The organism is Serratia sp. BIGb0163, from assembly GCF_024809935.1.
Classification (GTDB): Bacteria; Pseudomonadota; Gammaproteobacteria; order Enterobacterales; family Enterobacteriaceae; genus Serratia; species Serratia quinivorans.
Genome location: NZ_JANUDZ010000001.1, coordinates 1,366,776 through 1,389,982, shown reverse-complemented (window position 1 = coordinate 1,389,982; position 23,207 = coordinate 1,366,776). Strand labels below are relative to the sequence as shown.

Here is a 23,207-nt window from a genome sequence, read left to right as displayed (position 1 = left end):
AGGGAGAACCTCTCAATTCAATAAAGAGGTTCTGTGGTACGGCGATAATAAATTCGAAAGAAACGGCTTAATTATTCAATGGCGTGGGGTAACGGTGCTTGGTTGAAAAAGGCTTCAACGTTGGTAAATACGATGTCGCTCATTTTTTGCCGGGTTTCCTGCGTGGCACTGGCAATATGCGGCTGCAACACGACATTATCCATGGCGATCAGCTCGGCAGGCACCTGTGGCTCGTGGGCATAAACATCCAGCCCGGCACCGGCAATGTCACCGTTTTGCAACGCGGCGATCAGGTCCTTTTCGTTGACGATGCTGCCACGGGCAATGTTGATCACCAGCGCATGCGCCGGCAACGCATCAAATACGGTTTTGTCCACCAGGCCTGCGCTGTCCTTGCCACCGGAGATGGCGATCACCAGAAAATCGCTTTCCCGCGCCAGCGCCAGCAAGTCCGGGTAATAAGCATAGGGCAGCGTGGTGTCCTGCCGATGGCTGGCATATTGGATACGCATGTTGAAACCGGCGGCGCGCTGGGCGATGGCGCGGCCGATGTTGCCCATACCAAAAATCCCCAGTCGTTTACCGCTGACCTGCACCGACAAGCCCGGGGCCTTTTGCAGCCAGTGCCCGTCACGGACAAAACGGTCGTTGTGGCATAACTGACGGGCGGTGGCCAACAGCAACCCTAGCGCCATATCCGCCACGTCTTCGGTCAACGCGCCGGAGGTGATGGTTACCGCGATGTCGCGCTGACGGGTGTAGTTCAGGTCAATGGCGTCGGTACCGACGCCGAACACTGCAATCAGCCCCAGTTGCGGTAGCTGCTCGAGCACCGGCGTGGTGACACCGATATCGCCACGGGTGACGACCGCGCGGATGGCTTCGCCGCGGGTCGCCAGAAAATTGACCGGGTCCGCCTGCTCATACAGCCGGTGCACCACAAAGGTTGCCTCAAGACGGGCAAGCAGGTTTTCCATCACGGGAGCGATTAACAGCAGTTCATTGGGCGTATGAGTCGTCATGGTTTCACCTGTTTAAAAATAGCGTTGATACGTTATGGCTATCAAAGCGGTTTTCCGCAGGCGGTTTTGCGACAGATATCACGCTGAAGGATGTTAAAAAAGGGTGTTACCCGGAATGTGATCGACGGAGAAAAAGTGGTAACAGCAATCCGTAACATGTCGGCAGTAACGCCAAAATAAGGTTATTTCCGATAGTCGCATAATGATTTTCATTAGCCGTATTTTAGCTAAGTCCGGCTAGATGTTTTTACTATAAACCCTAATTAAAAGTTATTTATTCCTGCTCTAAAAAGGGTAATAGATTGGAATTAATCAAAGGGAATAAGCTGATTGAAAAATAGAGAAAACGCCGGAGGTTAATATGCCCGTAACATTAAATTACGCGACTGCACAACAGGTTAAGAACCATCCCAAGATCAATGTTGATAGCCCGTACCCTGATCATCAAAGCACGCCAAACACCCCGATTTTCGAACGCGATCTGACGCCGGAGGCGAGCTGGCAATTAGTGAAGCTTGGAGCGGCAGTGTTGGTGGATATTCGCACCCCGGAAGAGCGCAAGACCTTCGGTTACGTTGAGCCTTCCTCGCAGGTTCCCTGGTTAACCGGGTCGAATAAAATCCGCAATCCCCGTTTTTTCATTGAGTTAAGCAAGGTTGTCGATAAACAGCAGCCGATCATTTTGCTGTGCCAAACCGGTAAACGTTCCACGGATGCCCGACTTGCCGCCCTTAAGGCCGGTTACCCCCAGGTCTATGGCGTGCTGGGCGGGGTTGAGGCAGCACGCCATTTGCCGTGGTTTACCGACGATAATCGGCACCCCTGAAGCAGGTTTGCCAGCAGGAATTTCGGCCATTTGAAGCGATGTAATAAGGGAAAATATGACTAACTTGTTCCAGATAAAAGAACAGGCCCACTGGCAACTGGCCGACATTGTGAACGAATTGCGCACCACGCGGCTACTCTGGCGTGAGCGCAGTGGCCAGTCTTCTCGCTCCGGGCACAAGGAACTGCCTTCCAGAGCGGTCGTCAACCAGATTGCCGAATCCCTGCGGGCCATACTCTTCCCGATGCGGCTGGGGCCGGACGATTTACGGCATGAAAGCGAAGATTACTATGTCGGCCATACGCTGGATGCGGTACTGAATGCCTTATTGGCTCAGGTGCGTCTGGCCCTGAGTTTCAGCCGTTCGGACGAGCAGGCCGCGACGCCCGGCGACGACGAAGCCATCAATCTGAAAGCGGTGGCGCTGGTTCGCCAGTTCGCCAGCGTGCTGCCGACAATCCGCAGTCGTCTGGATAGCGACGTTCTGGCGGCCTACCATGGCGACCCTTCGGCACGCAGCGTTGACGAGGTTTTACTGTGTTTCCCCGGCGTTAACGCCATTATCCATCATCGGTTGGCACACTATTTCTATCAGGTGGGCGTGCCGCTGTTGGCACGGATTATCGCGGAGAAGGCGCATGGTGAAACCGGTATCGATATTCATCCCGGCGCGCAAATTGACGACGGATTCTTTATTGACCACGGTACCGGCGTGGTGATTGGCGAAACCGCCGTTATCGGCAAGCGAGTGCGGCTCTATCAGGCAGTGACGCTGGGTGCCAAGCGGTTTGTGACCGAAGAGTCTGGCATCTTGCAGAAAGGGCAACCACGCCACCCGATTATCGAGGACGATGTGGTTATCTATGCCGGGGCCACCTTGTTGGGCCGGATCACCATCGGCAAAGGTTCTTCTATTGGCGGCAATGTGTGGCTGACGCGCAGCGTAAAACCCGGCAGCAATATCCGCCAGGCCAATATCCAGAGTGACAGCCAGGAGTTTGGTTCCGGGATTTGATGCTAATGGTTCGGTATTATTAATTATTCCACAGGGGGTGACGCTATTCGCTAATAGTAGGTTTGTTGCTATTTAATGATATTAACGCGCTATTTGATTGGCAGTTCTTAATTATTTATTCGCCATTATTTATTCGCCACCTATTTTTTCAGGAGAATCACCCGATGTCACAACAAAATGAAGCCCGGCTTGCATTAGGGGATAATGCTGCGCGGCAATTGGCCAACGCAACAAAAACCGCCCCGCAATTATCTATCCTGACGCCGCGCTGGCTGGTGCATCTGCTGCAATGGACGCCGGTAGAAGCGGGTATATTCCGGCTTAACAAGGTAAAAAATCCGCTCAATGTGCAGGTTGCCTGCTCGCAGCGAGATGAAGGATTATTACCGCAAACCTATGTTGATTACGAAGAGGCGCCGCGCGAGTATTTTCTTAATGCCGTGACCACCATTCTGGATGTTCATACCCGGGTATCCGATTTATACAGCAGCCCGCACGATCAAATTCGCGAACAGCTGCGTCTGACGATTGAAACCATTAAAGAGCGCCAGGAGAATGAGCTGATCAATAACCCTGAGTACGGGTTGTTGGCCAGCGTTGATGAGTCGCAACGTATTTCTACCCTGACCGGCGCGCCGACGCCCGACGATCTGGACGAATTGATCACCAAAGTGTGGAAGGAACCGGGTTTCTTCCTGGCCCATCCTCTGGCCATTGCAGCCTTTGGCCGTGAGTGCACTCGCCGTGGCGTGCCACCACCGACCGTCAGCCTGTTTGGTTCGCAGTTCCTCACCTGGCGCGGTCTGCCGCTGATCCCATCCGATAAGTTACCGATCGATGACGAGGGTAAAACCAAGATTATCCTGTTGCGTACCGGCGAAAAACGCCAGGGTGTGATCGGTCTGTATCAGCCGGGCGTCGCCGGTGAACAGAGTCCGGGGCTGTCGGTGCGCTTTATGGGGATTAACCGCAATGCGATCGCCTCCTACCTGATCTCACTTTATTGCTCATTGGCAGTTCTGACCGAAGATGCCGTTGCCGTTTTAGACGATGTTGATGTGAGCAAATATCATGACTATCCAGACAGTTACAAGTAGTTCATTGCCCCACCAGGCGCAGCCTCCAGCCGGTTTGCCGGACGTTAACGCCTTGGCCAATTTGGCCAATCAGATCTTCAGTGCCTTGCCTGGACGCGAGATTGGCGCGACGTTGCCGCACGCTGCCGAGGGTGAACAGGCTGCGACGGTACTGCCACAGTCCTATGCTCCGGCGCTGGAGCCGACACTGGCCACCGAGGTGCCTGAAGCGCCAACGTTGTCTGGTCGCCAGCAGGGCGTGCAGCGGCAGGCTTTTCTGGCACCGCCCACACTGCCTCAACCGCAGGGGCCGGTGGCGAGCGCCGGCTTCTATTTTTTGAAAGAAAACCAGCGTCAGCCGTCGGAGGCGGGGTTAGACAGCCTGGCGAACCAGGCGCTCACCGGTCAGGACTCGCTTAGCGATCAACCCTTTGCGGGGGCGATCAATGGCGGGCTGGAGGCGGTGATTGGTTCGCTGTTTCCGGCTGTCCCGCTACCCGTTCATGGTGTTGCGCAGGATAATGCCAGCGGAAACTACTATTTTCTGGAACAGGGGCGGCCCGGGCGTGAAGCAACGCCGCAACAGCAACCGCGCAGCAGTTTTGATGTCCACGCCGTACGTCGCGATTTCCCCATCCTTGCGGAGCGGGTCAATGGCAAACCCCTGGTGTGGCTGGATAACGCGGCGACAACTCATAAGCCGCAGGTGGTGATCGATCGGCTGGCGTATTTTTATGCGCATGAGAACTCGAATATCCACCGTGCGGCGCATGAACTGGCTGCCAGGGCTACTGATGCCTATGAGGGGGCCAGAAACAGCGTAGCCCGCTTTCTCGGGGCCAAGTCGGCGGCGGAAGTCATCTTTACCCGTGGCGCGACGGAGGCCATCAATCTGATTGCCAATACCTTTGGTCGTCAGCACATTGGCGAAGGCGATGAGATCGTGGTTTCCCAGTTGGAACACCACGCCAACATCGTGCCCTGGCAGCAGCTCGCCGCCAGCGTGGGCGCGAAAATTCGGGTGATCCCGGTGGACGATAGTGGGCAAATTCTGTTGGCAGAATACCGCAAACTGTTGTCATCGCGTACCCGTCTGGTTTCCATTACCCAGGTGTCCAACGCGTTGGGCACGGTGACCCCGGTGGAGGAGGTGATTGCGTTGGCGCATCAGGTTGGCGCGCGGGTGCTGGTCGATGGGGCGCAGGCGGTCTCGCACCTGAAGGTCAATGTGCAGGCGCTGGACGCGGATTTTTACGTGTTCTCAGGCCACAAGGTGTTTGGCCCAACGGGTATTGGTGCGGTGTACGGTAAGGCAGAGCTGCTGGACACTCTGCCACCGTGGCAGGGGGGCGGTAATATGATTGCCGACGTCACCTTTGAAAAAACGCTGTATCAGCCGGCACCGGCTCGGTTTGAGGCGGGAACCGGCAACATCGCCGATGCGGTAGGGCTGGGGGCGGCGCTGGACTATGTCGAACGTCTGGGGCTGGACAATATCAATCGTTACGAGCATGAGTTACTGCAGTATGCCACCGATCGGTTGGTTCGTATTCCCGGCCTGCGTCTGATTGGCACCGCAGCCAATAAGGCCAGCGTGCTGTCGTTCGTGCTGAGCGGTTATCGTACCGAGGAGGTGGGGAATGCGCTAAACCATGAAGGCATTGCGGTGCGCTCCGGTCATCACTGTGCGCAGCCGATCCTGCGGCGCTTTGGCGTAGAGGCCACGGTGCGGCCTTCACTGGCGTTTTACAATACTTACGAAGAAGTGGATCTGCTGGCAGCGACCTTGCACAAGCTGGCCAAAGGGCGCTAACAGTTCCCCGAGGCTAATGACAAGGCTGCCTTTGATTCCGAGAGACCCGGGCCTGGCGCACCGAGGGGCGCTCTCCCTAATCATGGGCTTTCTCGGCAGTCTGAGCGCTAACGGCGTCTGCTGATGTTCGACCCGGCGTGGATCCTTCTGCGCCGGTTTTTTTCTGCCTGTCGGACTTAAAAGTACGGAAATTCATAATAAATACCCACTTTTCGGTAAAGCAATTCACGCTACATACCCTTAACATCACTAAGTGTTCTAATGATTATAATTAGCAGGCTGTGAATCATTCACCGCAGTGATATTACGGAGAAATCCGTTTAGTTAAGGATATATTTCACCATGGAAATCAAAATAAACGGCCGGATGGTCGCGCTTGACGACGTCTCGCCCGAGACGCCTTTACTCTACGTGTTACGCAACGATCTTGGCCTAAACGGCCCCAAATACGGCTGTGGTTTGGGGGAGTGCGGTGCCTGTACGGTGCTGGTCGATGGCGTTGCTGCTCGTTCTTGTTCCATTCCTCTGAGCGGTGCGCTCAATAAATCCATTACCACGCTGGAAGGCCTCGGTGAAGCGGGGCAATTGCATCCGGTGCAACAGGGTTTTATCGATGAGCAGGCCGCACAGTGCGGTTATTGCACCAACGGCATGATCATGACGCTGGTCGCTCTGTTTGAGCGCAACCCACAGGCCGATGAGCAACAAATCAAAAACGAACTGGCCTATAACCTGTGTCGTTGCGGCACCCATATCGAAATCCTGCGCGCCGCCGCCAAAGCCCGGCAGCTGTTGGCTGAAAGGGGGCAGGCATGAGCCGCCTGGAAATAACCCGCCGCCGCCTGTTACAGGCCGGTGGCGTGGTGATGGTCAGCAGCCTGTTGCCGGTTTCGCTTAATACCCTTGCCGCCGAGCCTGCCACCCTGGGCAACCTGCCGCTGGATCGCGTGGACAGTTTTATCGGTCTGACCGCCGACGGCCGGGTCACCGCCTTTAACGGCCATGTGGATCTCGGTACCGGCATTCGCACGGCATTGGCGCAAATTGTTGCCGATGAAATCTGCGTCCCTTTTGATCAGGTGACGGTCATTCTGGGGGATACCCAGCGCACGCCGGATCAGGGGCCGACCATCGCCAGTGCCACCATTCAGGTGACTTCAATACCGCTGCGTCAGGCGGCGGCACAGGTGCGGCAATTGCTGTTGGGGCTGGCCGCTCGCGCTTTCGCGTTGCCGCTGGACAGGCTGCGTGCAGAAAATGGCCGGGTATTTGCAGCGGATAAACCCCATGTCAGCCTGAGTTATGGCGATCTGGCCAGCGGGCAAAACTTACAGGTGGCACTGGATAAAACGGTCATGTTGAAGAGCGTGACGGAGAGTCGTTACGTTGGCAAGGCGGTGCCACGGGTGGATATCCCGGCCAAGGTCACCGGCCAACTGACCTATGTGCACGATCTTCGCCTGCCGGGCATGCTGCACGGCAGAGTGGTGCGGCCGCCTTATATCGGGGCTGACAGCAGTGCCCCGCTGGGCAGTGGGCTGCTGTCGGTGGACAGAGCTTCCATTGCTCATTTGCCAGGTATCGTAAAGCTGGTGGTGATTAACGATTTTATCGGCATCGTCGCCGAGCGTGAAGAGCAGGCGATCGCAGCCATGCGCCAATTGAAAACCGTGTGGCGCCCGTGGTCCGGGCTACCGGATCTCTCGGCGGATGGGCTGCATGCGGCGTTGGTGGCTAACCCGAAAACCGACCGCGTACTGCGTGATGATGCGGGGGTCGATGCCGCGCTGGGGTCGTTACATACCGAGGTGAATGCCGATTACGTCTGGCCCTATCATCAGCATGCTTCCATCGGGCCTTCCTGTGCGGTGGCCGACGTCAGCAGTGAGCATGCAGAAATTTGGTCCGGGACGCAAAACCCTCACGATCTGCGTAAAGACATTGCCCATTTGCTCGACCGGCTGCCGGAGCAGGTGCACATCAACCGTATGGAGGCCTCAGGTTGCTATGGCCGCAACTGCGCCGATGACGTATCGGCAGATGCCGCGTTGTTATCACAGGCGACCGGCAAACCGGTCAGGGTGCAGTTGATGCGCGAGCAAGAGTCTGGCTGGGAGCCCAAGGGCACCGGGCAGTTGATCCGGGTGCGCGGTGGGCTGGATCAGCACCGGCAGGTGGCGGCCTATGAGTTGAAAACCAGTTATCCTTCCAATAATGCCGTGACATTGTCACTGGTGTTGACCGGCAAGGTGGCCAATCGGGCCGACGTACAGCAGATGGGCGACAGAACCGCCATTCCGCAGTATGAATATCCGAACATGCGAGTAATTTGCCAGGACGCTGCGCCAATCGTTCGGGCTTCCTGGATGCGCGGGGTGTCGGCGCTGCCCAACGTGTTCGCCCATGAGTCGTGGATTGATGAACTGGCATGGCATGCCGGGCAGGATCCGATCGCTTTCCGCCTGCAATATCTGAAAGACCCGCGTGCGGTCGCGTTGATCAATGCGCTGAAGAAACAGGCTAACTGGCAGCAGGGGCCGTCGCATCGCAACCCGGCACCGGATACGCAAGCGTGGGTCACGGGACGTGGCTTTGCCTATGCGCGTTACTTCCACAGCAAATTCCCCGGTTTCGGCGCCGCCTGGGCTGCCTGGGTGTGTGACCTTCGCGTCAATCGCCACAGCGGCCAGATCAAGCTCGATAAAATCTTTGTTGCCCATGACTGCGGACGCATCATCAACCCGGCCGGAGTGCGCCATCAGGTGCATGGCAATATTCTTCAGTCCGCCAGCCGGGTGCTGAAAGAGTTTGTCACCTTTGACGCTTCGGCGGTGACGTCGCTGGACTGGGGCGGCTACCCGATCCTGCGTTTTGACGAGTTGCCGCAGGTGGATGTTCAACTGCTGGACTATCCAGATGAGCCGCCGATGGGCGCGGGAGAGTCGGCTTCGGTGCCGAGTGCGGCCGCCATCGCCAATGCGTTATTTGATGCGCTGGGGGTGCGTCTGAGGGAAGTGCCGTTTACTCCCGAGCAGGTGCTGAAAGCGTTAAAACAGCAGGCTTCCGCCAACGCAGCAACCAGGGATAAGTCATTATGAGCAAATTAAAGAAAGCCGCTGGATGGGGCAGCCTGGCCGTCATCGCCGTAGCAGTCACCGGTGCTATTATCAGCTGGCAGCCGGAAATTGCGCCTCGTGATGTGAACGAGCCCCAGGTTTTTAGTCAGCAACAGATTGCCCGTGGCAAAATGCTGGCCGATCTCGGCGACTGTTCGGTTTGCCATACCCGGCCGGGCGGTAAACGCAATACCGGCGGACTGGCGATGGAGATCCCATTCGGCACCATCTACACCACCAACATCACTCCGGATAACGAAACCGGCATTGGCAAATGGTCGTATGCTGCCTTTGAACGGGCAATGCGTCATGGGGTCGATCGCCAGGGGCGCTATCTCTATCCTGCTTTCCCCTATACCGCCTTTACCCGCACCAGTGACGAAGATCTGCAGGCGTTATACGCCTATCTGATGTCACAACCGGCGGTGAACTACCAGCCACCCGTTACCGCACTGAGTTTTCCGTTTAACATTCGCCAGGGCATAGTCACCTGGAACTGGCTATTCCTGACGCCGGGCGCGATGAAGGCAGACCCCGACCAAAGCACCGAATGGAACCGGGGAGCCTATCTTACCGAGGGGCTGGGTCATTGCAGCGCCTGTCATTCACCCCGCAATCTGATGTTTGGTGAAAAAGGCGGCAGTGCGCACTTGACCGGCGGCGTGGCGGAGGCCTAGACGGCGCCGTCGCTTACCGGCAGTTCGGTGGCACCGCTGGATTGGACCCGGCAGGATCTCCTCAGCTTTATGCGCAGCGGGTATTCAGCAAATCACGGCGTAGCGGCAGGGCCGATGGCACCGGTAATCGAAGAGGGGCTTTCACGCCTGCCGGAGCAGGACCTGCAGGCCATCGCTACCTATCTTCGCAGCTACCATCCGCAGCAGCCCAGAGTCGCAGAGGCTCAACGGCTGAACGACTGGGCAGAGTTAAAAACGGAGCCGTTAACCACCGAAGGGGCGCGTATTTTCTCCGGGGCCTGCATGGCTTGCCATGCTCAGGAGAAGGGGGCGCAAATGGCCGGTGTCAGGCCTTCACTGGCGCTGAATACCAATCTGTTTGCCGATACACCAGACAATGCGATTAGGGTGGTGCTGGACGGTATCCAGCGGCCGGCCAATATCAATCTGGGATATATGCCGGCATTCCGTCATAACCTGAACGATGGACAGATTGCGGCGTTGCTTGATTTCCTGCGGCAAAGTTACGCCGGGAAAGCGCCGTGGCCTGACCTGCAGGCGCAAGTCAGCCGCTTACGCAGTGAGACTGAAGATAGATAGGTTTGGTAAATAGATAGGTTCGTTAAATTGGCGGGGGCCATTGCAGGCCCCCAATTTAGCATTTGCCCCGTAAACTCTCGCCCCCTCGGGCGGGGATATAAGGGGAGCTAATCAGGTATTTTCGCGATGGTACATAGGTTTTCAGTGTTTCGATTGTTGCGCTGCGGTGAGATAAAAACTCGTCCAGAATGGACAACGCATTTGCTGACCCAATGGCAACGGTGAAGATAACCGGTCAACTTATAGTGATGCACATTTTCTGGTCAAAGGCTTCCTAAGGTCATACAGTACAAGCTGATTATCGGTGAGCGTCCATGATGAAAAGAGCCACTAAATAGCCAACCCACGACATCTGGTACGTGCCAGCCGTAATCTGCGGCGTAAACATAAAGCGCTGTCACGAAAGATAAAAGGCAGTGTAAACCGGGCAAAAGCGCGTTTACAGGTAGCGAAATGCCACGAGCATGTGGCGAATGCCCGTGCTGACTTCCAGCATAAATTGTCTCGGACACTGGTTGACGAAAACCAAGCGGTCATTGTTGAGACACTGAAAGCAGCAAACATGATGAAAAATCACAAGCTGGCGCGGCACATTGCGGATGCGTCGTGGTCTGGGTTCGTGATGAAACTGGAATACAAAGCGGAGCAGTCCGGCAAACACCTGGTGAAAATTGATCAATGGTTTGCCAGCTCTAAAACCTGCCATTGCTGCGGTTATAAAATGACGGAAATGCCGCTGAATAAACGTATCTGGCCATGCCCGGCGTGTGGTGTTGAGCATGACCGCGATATTAACGCGGCCATCAACATCCAGCACAAGGGTATAACGGATTTACAGGCGGCGGGACTCGTCGTTTCTGCCCATGGAGGCCAGCGTAAATCTGTCATATCGACGGTTGCGGCCTGAGAAGTGGGAAGCCTCGCCGTTTACGGCGGGGAGCAGTCACTGAGTCACGCACAGCTCATTCCAGTAGCTGAAACGGACGCGCTGTTTCAGTCGGTTATTCCACAAATAAAGCGTCATCGTTTGTTCCTCCGCCATGTCTGTCTCAATAAATAACAGCTATTTCTAAACGGGGCGAATACCTTATTTTGCTGAGCTTTTGATATTTTTGGGATAACCCTGCCTGACGTGTATCGGTGATAAAAACGGGTTTTAAGGCGTTTGGCTCTCGTCCGCCAGACAGGGCTTTTTCTTCGCCCGCAACAGCCGCCAACCAAAATTCATCCCCGCCGCCGCCAGCAAGATGGCCGCAGCGCCCAACAGTTGCATCAGGCTCAGGCGGTGGCCGAACACCGCCCAGTCGACGATAATCGCCACCAACGGATAGATAAACGACAAGGCACCCACCAGGCTGGTCGGGATTTTCTGGATCGCGCTGTACAACAGCGAAGACATCAACCCGGTATGCACCAGGCCAAGGGTTGCCAGCAGCAGCCAGGCATTTGCCGTTGATGGCAGAGCGTCCAGCCCGGCGAAGGGAGCCAACAGCACCACGCCAACGGTGAGCTGAATCAACACGATCAGATGCGGTGGCACCCCTTTCAACTGTTTGACAATCGCTGCCGCGACCGCATACATAAAAGCCGCACCCAGCGCCAGCATCACACCGGTAAAGTAATGGGATCCGGAAGCAGCGCCTTCATGTTTTCCGGTAATAATCAGCAACATGCCGCCAAAGGCCAGCAGCAGCCAGCCGATTTTGTTTGCGGTCAGTTTTTCACCAAAAAACAACAGCCCCAGCCCGACCAACATAAAGGGTTGCACGTGGTAAGTGACCGTTGCCACGGCAATAGAGGCGTAGGAATAGGCAGCAAATAACAGCGTCCAGTTCAACACCAGCGCGATCCCACCCAGTACCGCTATTGCGGCCTGTCGCCGGGTTAACCGGCCCTTTTTCAGCAGGCCGAGCAGGGCGCAGGCAACCAGCATCGCCAGCGCGCCAAAAGCACAACGCCAGAAGACCACCGTGGTAGCCGGTTGCCCCAGCATCACCACCGGCCAGCCTACGGTGCCGGAAATCATCATGGCGAGCGTCATCTGCCATACGCCGCTGGTTTTCACCTTCATTCACCTTCTCCCCGTTTGCGCTCAGTGCTTGCCGACATCGGCAGTTACCATTAAAATGAACAACTGAACATTATGATGAACAGCTCGCAATCGTTCGTCAAGTCGAACAAATGGATGATATGGTGAACAATGAGCGTTAATACCGACAGTAACCTCACTCCTATTGGCCTGCTTTCTAGCGCTATTCGCCGCGAACGCGAGCGGCTGGGGCTGTCGGTTACCGAGTTGGCCCGGCGGGCGGGTATAGCAAAATCGACGCTTTCACAGCTGGAAACCGGCAACGGTAACCCCAGTCTGGAAACGCTGTGGGCGTTGGCGATGGCGCTGGATGTGCCGGTCAGCCGGTTAATATCCCAGCCGCGTCAGCACGTGCAGGTGATCCGCTCCAATGAAGGGGTGACCACCGTTTCCGAGCAGGCCAATTACGCCGCGACCTTGTTGGCGACCTGTCCGCCGGGCGCGCAGCGCGATATTTACCGCCTGAGCGTGCAACCGGGCGAGGCACGCATTTCGCGCCCGCATATGCCGGGCACCATTGAGCACGTGATTATCAGTAGTGGCAGGGCGCTAGTCGGGCCGAAGGACCAGGCGGTGGAGTTGAGTCCGGGGGATTACATCAGCTACTCCGCCGATCGGGAGCACGTTTTCGAAGCCCTGGCAGCGGATACCACGGCGGTAATGCTGATAGAGCAAGGCTAGTCCCATTGGGTCACTCAGGCAGGGGTTCTGTGTAAAAGGTCATCTTTTGATAATGGTCGTTGAGCAGATTGACCTCCGCCGTCACGTTGAACCCCAGCGTTTGATACATTTTGCCCAGATAGGGTTTACTCTTGTCGGCCAGTAAGCCGACCTTTTGGAAACCCTGTTTTTTGGCCTCAAGCGTCACCTGATTAACCAAACGTTTGGCTATGCCCTTGCCCCGGCATTCCGGTAACACCGCCAGAGAATCAATATAGATTTCATCCGGTTCAGACTCATTTTCCATATCGGGCAGATGTTCGGTGATGGACTGAAAACCGGATTCATCTTCACCGCGAAAGTAGAGGATACAACCCAGGATCCCGCTGTGGCTTCTGGCGACAAAGATGTTTCTGTAACTGAAGTAGATATCTTCACGACTGAAATTGATTTCATACTGATGGAGGGCATCGTTAATATCATCCTTACCGGAAAGAGCCAATACGGCATCTTTATCTGCCAGGGAGATGAGCCTTACAATTTCTGCCGCATCGGTTTTTTTCGCTTTTTCGATAATGATATTTTCCATAAATAGCCTTCCTTTTAAAACGTGGCCTTTGTACTTTGAAACTTGCTGCCCCGAATGATACCTCGGATCCTGTCAGGCGAATCGGTATTTTATTGAAAACGCTTCTCATTTATACTATTGTGCCGCGCCTGATTAAGGCCACCGTCATGGTTTAACAACCTTCAAGGACTGAAGATGAAAATTGTTGTTCCCTCGATACTTTTGCTTGCCGGTCTGACTGCGGCGCAACCGGCAACGCTGCTGGCTGCAGAGGCCCCGACGGCTACCGCACAGGAAAACGCTGCCCGTAATGATTTTAGCTTTGTGCGTTACCGCGCCGATTATCAAGTGCGAGCCAATGCCAGCAATGTGAAAACCGAGAGCTACGAAGTCCTGCTCAAAACCAAAGCCGCGGTCGAAAAATTCAGCCAAATCCGCCTGAGTTACAGCGAGAAAATGGAAACGCTGGAGGTGCTCTCTGCCTATACGCTGACCGCCGATGGCCAGCGCCATGATGTGGCGCCCGATCGCATCTATACCCAGGAAAGTTATTCCAGCGCCTCGGCGCCCTTGTACGCCGATCGCAAGGTGCGGGTTATCGTCTTCTCCAACCTGGCACCGGGTTCGCGCGTGGTGTATGAACTGCGCCGCACGCAAAACACGCCGTATTTCCCTGATTACTTTGGCCTGTGGGAAACCTTCAGCGTATTCGATCAATTTGATGACGCGGAAGTTAACCTGCTCGCGCCGGCAGACTTGCCGATGCATGTGTTTACCCGTGGCGTGGAAGGTGGCAATGCACCACAGGTTAGCAATGGCCAGGCACACTGGCGCTGGCGTTATCAGCGCAGCGATCCGCTAAAGGCCCAGAACTGGTCAGCGAACAGTTGGACGTTCAGCCCAACCATCATGGCCAGCACCTACCGCGAATGGCCGCAGTTGGCCAAAGCCTACCAGTTGAAAGCCAGCCAGGCGGCGAAAGTCACCCCGGCAGTGCAAGCCCTGGCGGACAAAATCACCAGCGGTATCAGCGATCGTCGTGAACAGACGGCGGCGATCTACCGCTGGGTGGCACAGAATATTCGCTACGTTGCCGTGTATTTGGGCAACGGTGGGCTGGAGCCCAATTCGGCGCAGAGTATCCTTGATAACCATTACGGGGACTGCAAGGATCACGTGGTGCTGCTGGAGGCGTTGTTGGCCGCCAAGGGCATCGTCAGTTCACCGGTGCTGATCGGCATGGATGAAGGGCCAACTTTGCCAACGGTGCCGCTGTTGGGGCGCTTCAACCACGCGATTACCTACGTGCCGGAATTCAATCTGTATCTGGATTCCACCAATCCCTGGGCTCGTTTTGGTCAACTGCCGGGGGCCGATCTCGGGGCGCCGGTATTGATCACGCGCGAAGCGAAATTGGCACGCACCCCAGACAATGATGAACTGCGTAATAACACGTCACTCAGCGTGGACTTTGTCTTCGATAAAGCGGGCAATATGCGTGGGCAGACGGAGCGCAAACTGGGTGAGGTGGATGAGATTGACCTGAGGGGCTATTTTTCCCAACTTAACCAGCAAAACCAGGCACGGGTGGAAGAAACCATTATGGCGTCTTCCGGTATTGATGGCCGTGGGGAAATTGCATTGCATGGCGATCCATTCGATCTCAAAAAGCAGTTTGGTTACAGCTATCGTTTCAAGGCCGAGGACTATGTCGATTTTGGCGTGGTCGGCGGGATGATGGTGCCAACGCCGCCCGGTGGGAAATCTTTCCGTACGCTTTACTCGACGACGTCGGCACCGACCAACGAAACGCCGTTCTATTGCACCGCACAACGCTATGATGAGACCTATCGTCTGAGTTTGCCCACCGGCGTGCCGATCATTGCGGTTCCAAAGAACCAGCAGTTCAATAATGCCGCCGGTGAATACCGGGTGACATGGCAGCTGGAGGGACGGCAGGTGGTGGTTAACCATCGGTTGCAGATGAATGCCGTTCGCGGCAAGGATGCACTCTGTCAGCCGCAGGATTACCCGGCATTCCGCGAGCTGTTCCAGCAGGTACGTCGCGGTTTCCGTGGGCAGGTGGTTTATGGTGAATTGACTCAAGGGGCCGTTAAAGCGGCTACGGCTGCGAGGTAATAAAGCCAACCGGGCGGGCTTACTGCGAAGCCGCCCGGTTTTTATCGTTACTTTTTCACCACCAATCCCACGCCGCGGCCACGAGGGTCGGACGCCGTCTCTGGCGTATCGCCGTTGACGCGGATCGCCTGAATATCCCCCATATACCAGCCCTGATCTTCCAACTTATAGCCCATGGCTTTAAGTTGTTCCGCTACTTTGCCGGTCAATGGGGCAAAGCTGTCGAAGAAGATGGTGTCTTTAGGGAGAAGTTGGTGATGAACGCGTTGGGCGGCCACGGCTTTGTCCAATGGCAGTTGGTAATCATAGATGTTGTTGATCACCTGGAAAATCGAGGTGAAAATGCGCGAGCCGCCGGGGGTACCAATCACCAGGCTGACGTTACCGTCACGGGTGATAATGGTCGGGCTCATGGATGAAAGCATGCGTTTACCCGGTTCAATGGCATTGGCATCGCTGCCGACCACGCCAAAAGCGTTGGCTACGCCCGGTTTGGCGCTGAAGTCATCCATCTCGTCATTCAGCAGGAAGCCGGCCCCTTTCACCACCACGCCGCTGCCAAAGTCCCAGTTCAGCGTATAGGTGTTGCTGACCGCATTGCCCTGGGCGTCAACAATCGAGAAATGGGTAGTCTGGTGCGGTTCTAGGCCAGGACGCACTTTTTCGGTTGGCGAAATGGCGGTGGGGTTGATCTCCGCTGCGCGTTTTTGCAGGTAGTCCGGCGCGACCAGTTGAGCTACCGGCACCTTGGCAAAGTCCGGGTCGCCGAGGTAATCAGCGCGATCGGCAAACACGCGTTTCTCTATTTCCGACAGCAGGTGAATATAACGTGCGGAGTTAAGTTCTACGCCTTTGAAGTCGGCGGCACGATCTTCTTTGATCCCCAGCAACTGCGCCAGCGCAATGCCGCCAGAGCTGGGCAGCGGGGCGGTGTAAAGGGTATTGCCGCGCCAGGAGATTTGCATCGGTTCACGCCATTTCACCCGGTAGTCAGTCAGATCGGCCTGGGTAATCAGGCCGCCATCGTGCTGCATCTGGGCCACCAGCAGTTTGGCCGTTTCCCCCTGATAGAAGTCTTCGGCGCCTTTATTGGCGATGCGCTCCAGCGTTTTGGCCAGCTCCGGTTGTTTAAACACAGCGCCGGGTTTCATACTGCCAAAGTAATCGCCAAAGTTGGTTTTTCCGGCGAACAGCTTGTTGGCGTCTTCACGGTACTGATATTGCTGATCGGCGACCTTAAAACCTTGCTGCGCGTAGCCGATGGCCGGGGTCAACAGCTCCGCCCAGGGTAATTTACCAAAGCGTTTATGTGCCTCCCACAACCCCAGCACCGTGCCGGGCACTCCGGCGGCCTTGGTCCCCACCAAACTGAGGTTTTCAATCACTTCACCTTTTTCGTTCAGGTACATGGTTTTGGTAGCGGCTTTGGGGGCGATTTCACGGTAGTCGAGGAAATAGGGTTTGCCGTCGACGTACAGCGTCATAAAGCCGCCGCCGCCAATGTTACCGGCTTCCGGGTAGGTCACGGCCAGGGTAAAAGCGGTGGCGACTGCCGCATCGACCGCGTTACCCCCGGCCTGCAAAATTTGTGCGGCCACTTTGGCACCGTATTGATCCGGTGCCGCTACGGCGCCGGCATTCAGATTTGCGGCCAACACCGAGGGGCTAAGAGTGGCGAGTGCCACGCTGAGTGCTAAGGTTTTCAATAAGCCAGAATGCATAGCGGTTCCTTTTCGAATTGAACGATGGCAGGTGACTTCAATCTCAACAATTACTTAGCGCCATTCTGTGCAGGTTTTCGGGCGCCTGATTGAAGGTAGCATCGCTCAATCCGCCATGCTTTATCCGCTGCATGGATCCGTGAACTGGAGCGTTAAACGGTGGACGGCAACTGAGTTAGCAACCACTCACAAAACTGCCGGGTATGCGGACTCTGTTCGCTGTCGCGGTGGACAAGCCAGGCCCAGTGGGGTCCGCGTACGCTTTGTTCCGTCAGGGGTTGCAACACGCCTTTTGCCTGCGCCTGTCGGGCCAGCAATTGGCTGACCAGCGCGATCCCCAGGCCATCGCAGGCGGCATCCAGTAACAGGCCAGGATCTGAAAAATTCAGCCCGTGACTGCTTTGCCCGACATTGACGCCGCCCTGAACGGCCCAATGGCTCCAGTCCATCTCACGTTCGCCGTGCAGGGTGGTTCGTTGCTCAGCCTCCAGTTTCAGTACGTCAGGATGGCCAGCCGGATAGAGTCGGTCCTGATGTAATACCCGGAGGCTGCATTCGGCTTGTGCGCTGAGATCGTCACGGATCGCCAGATCGACGGTTTCCGTCGCCATATCCGGTGGGGTGAAGGTGGTGAACAGCCAAAGGTCGATATCCGGGTGCTGCCGATGAAAGCTTTTCAGGTTCGGCACCAGCCAGTGACGGGCAAACGCCGGAGTGGTATTGACGATCAGTTGGTTAGGTTTGCGGTATTGATCCAGACGGCGGATGCCGACTGCCAGTTGTTGCAGCATCACCTGGGCGGTGCTGTAGAGATCGTGCCCGGCGTCGGTCAGGCTGACGCTGCGGCCGCTGCGGAAAAACAACGGTTGTTCCAGATAGGCTTCCAGGCTGCGTATTTGCTGACTGATCGCCGACTGGGTGAGGTGCAGCTCATCGGCGGCCTGGTGGAAACTGCCCAGGCGGGCAGCGGCTTCAAAACCACGTAACGCGTTCATCGGGGGCCAGTGCTTTAGCATTATTGATAAGCCTATCTAATCAGGTGTCTGCTAAATGTATCCTTTGTTATGGCAGCGTTGGAAGCTTTAACATGTATTACATCGAAATCACGCCGTCTTTCACTGAACAGAATATCTTATTTAAATGACGGCAATACAGGAGCTAAGCATGTCAACGCGTCGTGAATTTATTAAGCAGGCATCCCTGATTGCCGGCATGAGCCTGACGGCATCCATGGGGCTGACGTTACATGCCAATGCCGCGCCAGCCGTGCGAGCAGAAGGCTGGCGTATGCCGGATGAAGGTGAGGAGCAGCAATGCGCTTTTATCGCCTTCGGTGCGCAGCGGGCTATTTGGGCTGATTACACTGCGGGTGTGCAGGATGCTTTGGGGCGCATCGCTCGGGCGATCGCTCAATATCAACCGCTAACCGTATTTTGCCGTGAGAGTGAGCGTCGGCTGGCGGAAGAAAAATGCGGCAGCCACAATGTGACCTTTATTGTCACCGAGCTTGATGATATCTGGATGCGTGACATTGGCGCCAATTTTGTCGTTAATCAGGCGGGCAAACTGGGGGCGGTGGACTTTAACTTTAACGGCTGGGGCAACAAACAGCAGCACCGCTACGATGCGCGTTTGGCGGCGTTTGAAGCCCGCCATTACGGTGTGGCCAACATATGGCGCAGCGGACTGGTGGGGGAAGGCGGCGGCATCGAAGTGGATGGCCACGGCACCGGTATCATGACCGAGAGCAGTTGGGTCAACAAGAACCGTAACCCAGGCTGGAGCCGTGATCGGGTGGAGCAAGAGTTGAAAGAGATGCTCGGGCTGCGCAAAATCATCTGGCTGCCGGGGATTAAAGGCAAAGACATCACCGACGCCCACGTCGATTTCTACGCCCGTTTTGCCAGTCCGGGAGTCGTGGTGGCCAATCTGGATACCGATCCCGACTCTTACGACCATAAAGTGACCCAGGCGCATTTGGCGATCCTCAAACAGGCGACCGATGCCGATGGCCGCAAGTTGCAGATACATACCATGTCGCCGCCGATGGAACCGCGCCGTAGCCGTTTCAGCAAGGGTAATCCGGACTTTGCGGCGGGATATATCAATTACTTTGTGATCAACGGCGCGGTTATCGCTCCCGAATTTGGTGATCCGGAAGCAGATGGTGAAGCGTTGCGACTCTTAACCGGGCTTTATCCCGATCGTGAAGTCGTGCAGTTGAATATTGACGCCATTGCCGCAGGCGGCGGGGGCATTCACTGCGTGACCCATCAACTGCCGGCGGTTTAAGTCGGGTAACCGTGCAGGGCCGGCTTGGCCCTGCAATCACACTTGTGGCCCCAGACCGTGGGTCAACAGCGTAATGGCGTGACGGGCGATAATATCGGCGCTTAGTGGGTTGCTGTCATCACGGTGCCATTTGGGCGCGGTGGCCAACGGCAACAGCGTCATGCCAAACAGGGTGATAAACAGCAAAGAGGGTTCCAGTCCGGCATGCAGTTTACCTTCCGCCTGCCAACGGATGATCGATTGCAGCGCACCTTTGCGCTGGGTGTCGCCAAAACGCTCGTTCATGCGCTGCTTCAATACGCCGTTATCACTCATCACCTCACGCAGCCACAGCGGGGGAAACCACGGGTGCTCGCTGGAGATATCAATAAACCGCTGCGCCAATTGGGTAAATGCGGCCACCGGATCGTCGGTATTGGCGTCAAAAACGCTGCTGGCAGCGAGCCTCACCGGCATAAAACGTTCGTCGATCAACACATCCAGCAGCTGTTCACGGTTGTGAAAGTAGTAGTGCAGCATGGCTGGCGTCACGCCGGCCTCACGGGCGATGGCGTTGAGTGAAGTTTCGGCAATGCCCTGACGGGCAAACATATTTAGCGCCGTGTCGAGCAAATGTTCGCGCTTTTCTGCGCCATTGGCGCTGCCGCTGGGGCGACCGGGGCGGCGTGCTTTTTGAACGTTTTGTGCTGTCATCGCGGTGAGATCCATTGACCGGAGAAAAGAATAACCCATATATTAATTACTCGATTAATTAATTACAAGCAGGCTCGGCTAAATGGGTATTGATAACGTAGCAGGCAACGAAGAAAGCGGCAGGGCGTCTGAACAAGCACCCTCGATCCGCTTGCTGTTCTCCGCGCTGCTGCTGGTTATGCTGCTGGCAGCACTCGATCAGACCATTGTGTCTACCGCATTACCGACCATCGTCGGCGAATTTGGTGGCCTGGAGAACCTGTCGTGGGTGGTGACCGCCTATCTGTTGGCATCCACCATCGTGGTGCCGCTGTATGGCAAGTTTGGCGATCTGTTTGGTCGCAAGATAGTGTTGCAGATCGCCATTGTGGTGTTCCTGCTCGGTTCGGTGCTGTGTGGGTTGGCACAGAATATGACGGAACTTATCCTGATGCGTGCGCTGCAAGGGCTGGGCGGCGGGGGTTTGTTGGTGGTGACCATGGCGGTGGTCGGCGATGTGATCCCACCGGCCGATCGTGGACGCTATCAAGGGTTGTTTGGCGGGGTATTTGGTCTGGCGACGGTGGTCGGCCCGCTGATCGGCGGGTTGCTGGTGCAGCATTTCTCCTGGCGCTGGATTTTCTATATCAACCTGCCGCTGGGGATTTTCGCGCTGTTGGTGATTGGCGCGGTATTCCAGTCGAAGGTCAATCGGGTTAAACATGAGATTGATTTTCTCGGGGCCAGTTATCTCGCGGCGGCACTGACCTGCATCATCCTGTTTACCAGCCAGGGCGGTACGGTGATGGCCTGGTCGGACGGTCAACTGTGGTGCATTCTGGCCTTTGGCCTGGTGTCGATAGGCGGGTTTATCTACGAAGAGCGGCTGGCGAGCGAGCCGATTATTCCGCTCGACCTGTTCCGTAATCGCACCTTTGTGCTCTGCGCGTTGATAGGTTTTATCGTTGGTATGTCACTGTTTGGATCGGTGACTTTCCTGCCGCTGTATCTACAGGTAGTGAAGGATTCCACGCCTACCCAGGCCGGGATGCAGCTGCTGCCGCTGATGGGTGGGATTATGCTCAGTTCGATCATCAGCGGTCGGTTGATCAGCAAGCGCGGCAAATACCGCATTTTCCCGATTATCGGCACTCTGTGTGCCTTGGCAGGCATGGTGTTGCTGGGGACGTTGAAGAATTCGACCCCGGTGCATTTGCTGTACCTCTACATCAGCCTGCTGGGGTTGGGGCTGGGTATGGTGATGCAGGTGATGATCCTGGCGGCGCAAAACAGCGTAGAGCCAAAGCATATGGGGGTAGCGACCTCCAGCGCCACGCTGTTCCGCTCTATTGGCGGCTCTATCGGCGTGGCGGTGTTTGGCGCAATTTTCACCAATGTGCTGCACAGCCGCCTGGCCACTTTGCTGCCGGAGGGCGCAGAGCTGCCGCGTTCACTGGGGGCTGATGCCGTGCACCATTTGCCGGTGCAACTGCAAAATGACTACCTGCAGGCCTTCGGCGGTGCGATCCACTCGGTGTACCAGATTGCGGCGGGAGTAATGGCGCTGGCCTTTGCCTTGACCTGGCTGTTGAAAGACGTGCCTCTGCGCAAGAAATAAACCCTGAGCCGGTGCGTGAAATGCGTGCGTACCGGCTTACCACTCGCTCTGTAGTGCACTTTTACTGAATCCTTACGGAACCCTGTCAGACTAAAAACGTCGCTTTCTATATATTGAGAATAAGCGTTCTCAATAGGATGAAAAGTCGATGCAAAGGAACAAGGTTTTACTGGTCAGCCTGTCGCTGTGGTTGTCTGCCTGTGATGGTCAGAGCGGCAGTATGCCGCCCGGAGCCGGTGGTTCGCCGGAGGTTGGCGTGGCAACGTTGCGCAGCCAGCCGGTCACGCTGAGCAGTGACCTGACGGGCCGGGTCAATGCCACCATGACCTCGGATGTTCGTCCGCAGGTGGAAGGCATTATCAAGGCACGCCTGTTTACCGAAGGGGCGGAGGTCAAAGCCGGACAGGTGCTGTATCAAATCGATCCCGCGACCTACCAGGCCAGTTACGATCAGGCCGCCGCGCAGTTGAAAAGTGCCCAAGCTACGGTGAAGTCCAGCCGCTTGAAGGCGCAGCGCTATGCCGCACTGGTGAAGGAGAATGGCGTCTCCAAACAGGATGCGGATGATGCGATGGCAACCTATCTGGAGGCCGTAGCCGCCGTCGCGCAATATCAGGCGGCGCTGGAAACCACCAAAATCAATCTTGCCTATACCCAGGTACGCGCACCGATTTCCGGCCGTATTGGTATTTCTTCGGTCACGCCGGGTGCGCTGGTGACCGCCAGCCAAACCGATGCACTGGCAACCATTCGCGCGCTCGATCCTGTCTATGTCGATCTCACCCAGTCCAGCAGTCAACTGCTCAAATTGCGCAAGCAGCAGGCTTCACTACAACGTGACGATGTCACGCCGGTAGCGATCAAACTCGAAGACGGCACGCCCTATACCCACCCCGGCAAGCTGGAACTGACCGAAGTGTCGGTGGATGAATCTACCGGCTCTGTCACGCTGCGTGCCGTGTTCCCTAACCCCGAGCACGAATTGCTACCGGGCATGTATGTCCATGCCACCCTGGACAACGGGGTCGATCCCAAAGGCATTTTGGCACCGCAACAGGGCATTACCCGCAATGCCAGGGGCGAGGCGACCGCGTTGGTGGTTAACGCGCAAAACAAAGTGGAACAACGCACCGTCACCACCGGACAGGTGATCGGCAGCAGTTGGCTGGTCAGCAAAGGGCTGAATGCAGGCGACCGACTGATTGTCGAAGGCACCAGTAAGGTGGCCGTCGGCGTTGAGGTCAAGGCCGTTGAAGTGCAACAGCAGGCGAATAAGGCTGCGACTAACGGCGGGGATCAATAA

At 56.2% G+C, this 23,207-nt stretch carries 17 protein-coding genes and 2 pseudogenes; 13 read left to right on the top strand and 6 right to left on the bottom strand.

Annotated elements, in window-relative coordinates:
- Positions 1-71: 71 nt before the first annotated feature.
- Entirely contained in the window at positions 72-1,022 is a 951-nt protein-coding gene (locus tag M2406_RS06690) for a 2-hydroxyacid dehydrogenase (RefSeq protein ID WP_259189368.1), read from the bottom strand.
- 361 nt (positions 1,023-1,383) lie between these two features.
- Here M2406_RS06690 and M2406_RS06685 point away from each other — a divergent pair, with 361 nt between their 5' ends.
- From M2406_RS06685 to M2406_RS06650, 8 genes and pseudogenes are all read left to right on the top strand, one after another.
- Complete coding sequence (locus M2406_RS06685; RefSeq protein ID WP_259189366.1) at positions 1,384-1,848, top strand: rhodanese-like domain-containing protein; 465 nt, start codon at positions 1,384-1,386, stop codon at positions 1,846-1,848.
- Between the two features lie 55 nt (positions 1,849-1,903).
- Entirely contained in the window at positions 1,904-2,863 is a 960-nt protein-coding gene (gene epsC, locus M2406_RS06680) for a serine O-acetyltransferase EpsC (RefSeq protein WP_017892896.1), read from the top strand.
- 164 nt (positions 2,864-3,027) lie between these two features.
- The gene (locus M2406_RS06675) at positions 3,028-3,960 is read left to right on the top strand and encodes a family 2A encapsulin nanocompartment shell protein (protein WP_012145222.1); all 933 of its coding nucleotides are present in this window, start codon (positions 3,028-3,030) and stop codon (positions 3,958-3,960) included.
- Positions 3,935-5,752: a family 2A encapsulin nanocompartment cargo protein cysteine desulfurase gene (locus tag M2406_RS06670; RefSeq protein WP_259189363.1), complete on the top strand. Its 1,818-nt coding sequence runs from the start codon at positions 3,935-3,937 to the stop codon at positions 5,750-5,752. Before M2406_RS06675 ends, M2406_RS06670 begins: the two co-directional genes overlap by 26 nt.
- 342 nt (positions 5,753-6,094) lie before the next feature.
- Positions 6,095-6,568: a (2Fe-2S)-binding protein gene (locus M2406_RS06665; protein WP_012145220.1), complete on the top strand. Its 474-nt coding sequence runs from the start codon at positions 6,095-6,097 to the stop codon at positions 6,566-6,568.
- Positions 6,565-8,850 (top strand): molybdopterin cofactor-binding domain-containing protein, encoded by a 2,286-nt coding sequence (locus M2406_RS06660; protein WP_259189361.1) that lies wholly within the window; start codon positions 6,565-6,567, stop codon positions 8,848-8,850. Before M2406_RS06665 ends, M2406_RS06660 begins: the two co-directional genes overlap by 4 nt.
- Positions 8,847-10,145: pseudogene (locus M2406_RS06655) on the top strand (c-type cytochrome). The gene M2406_RS06660 and the pseudogene M2406_RS06655 overlap by 4 nt, the downstream one beginning before the upstream one ends.
- Positions 10,146-10,479: 334 nt before the next feature.
- Positions 10,480-11,052: pseudogene (locus M2406_RS06650) on the top strand (RNA-guided endonuclease TnpB family protein); the annotation flags it as partial.
- A gap of 249 nt (positions 11,053-11,301) precedes the next feature.
- Here M2406_RS06650 and M2406_RS06645 read toward each other — a convergent pair.
- On the bottom strand, positions 11,302-12,216 hold the full coding sequence (locus M2406_RS06645) for a DMT family transporter (RefSeq protein ID WP_259189360.1): 915 nt from the start codon (positions 12,214-12,216) through the stop codon (positions 11,302-11,304).
- 129 nt (positions 12,217-12,345) lie between these two features.
- On the opposite strand from M2406_RS06645, the gene M2406_RS06640 reads away from it, so the two are divergent.
- The gene (locus M2406_RS06640) at positions 12,346-12,915 is read left to right on the top strand and encodes a helix-turn-helix domain-containing protein (RefSeq protein WP_259189359.1); all 570 of its coding nucleotides are present in this window, start codon (positions 12,346-12,348) and stop codon (positions 12,913-12,915) included.
- 10 nt (positions 12,916-12,925) lie between these two features.
- Here M2406_RS06640 and M2406_RS06635 read toward each other — a convergent pair whose 3' ends face one another.
- Entirely contained in the window at positions 12,926-13,483 is a 558-nt protein-coding gene (locus tag M2406_RS06635) for a GNAT family N-acetyltransferase (protein ID WP_259189358.1), read from the bottom strand.
- A gap of 174 nt (positions 13,484-13,657) precedes the next feature.
- Here M2406_RS06635 and M2406_RS06630 point away from each other — a divergent pair, with 174 nt between their 5' ends.
- A complete protein-coding gene (locus tag M2406_RS06630; RefSeq protein WP_259189357.1) occupies positions 13,658-15,601 on the top strand; it encodes a DUF3857 domain-containing protein in 1,944 nt (647 codons plus the stop codon).
- A gap of 47 nt (positions 15,602-15,648) precedes the next feature.
- On the opposite strand, the gene ggt is transcribed toward M2406_RS06630, so the two are convergent.
- Both ggt and M2406_RS06620 read right to left on the bottom strand, forming a co-directional pair.
- Positions 15,649-17,322, bottom strand: a complete 1,674-nt coding sequence (gene ggt, locus M2406_RS06625; protein ID WP_017892886.1) for a gamma-glutamyltransferase — start codon at positions 17,320-17,322, stop codon at positions 15,649-15,651.
- 152 nt (positions 17,323-17,474) lie between these two features.
- Positions 17,475-18,338, bottom strand: a complete 864-nt coding sequence (locus M2406_RS06620; protein ID WP_259189354.1) for a LysR family transcriptional regulator — start codon at positions 18,336-18,338, stop codon at positions 17,475-17,477.
- A gap of 148 nt (positions 18,339-18,486) precedes the next feature.
- On the opposite strand from M2406_RS06620, the gene M2406_RS06615 reads away from it, so the two are divergent.
- On the top strand, positions 18,487-19,614 hold the full coding sequence (locus M2406_RS06615; protein WP_259189353.1) for an agmatine/peptidylarginine deiminase: 1,128 nt from the start codon (positions 18,487-18,489) through the stop codon (positions 19,612-19,614).
- Positions 19,615-19,650: 36 nt separating this feature from the next.
- Here the strand turns inward: M2406_RS06615 and M2406_RS06610 are convergent, their stop codons facing one another.
- Entirely contained in the window at positions 19,651-20,346 is a 696-nt protein-coding gene (locus M2406_RS06610; RefSeq protein ID WP_259189351.1) for a TetR/AcrR family transcriptional regulator, read from the bottom strand.
- 43 nt (positions 20,347-20,389) lie between these two features.
- Between M2406_RS06610 and M2406_RS06605 the strand changes: the two genes are divergently transcribed.
- On the top strand, positions 20,390-21,904 hold the full coding sequence (locus M2406_RS06605; protein ID WP_259189350.1) for an MDR family MFS transporter: 1,515 nt from the start codon (positions 20,390-20,392) through the stop codon (positions 21,902-21,904).
- Between the two features lie 148 nt (positions 21,905-22,052).
- A complete protein-coding gene (locus tag M2406_RS06600; protein ID WP_115184650.1) occupies positions 22,053-23,207 on the top strand; it encodes an efflux RND transporter periplasmic adaptor subunit in 1,155 nt (384 codons plus the stop codon).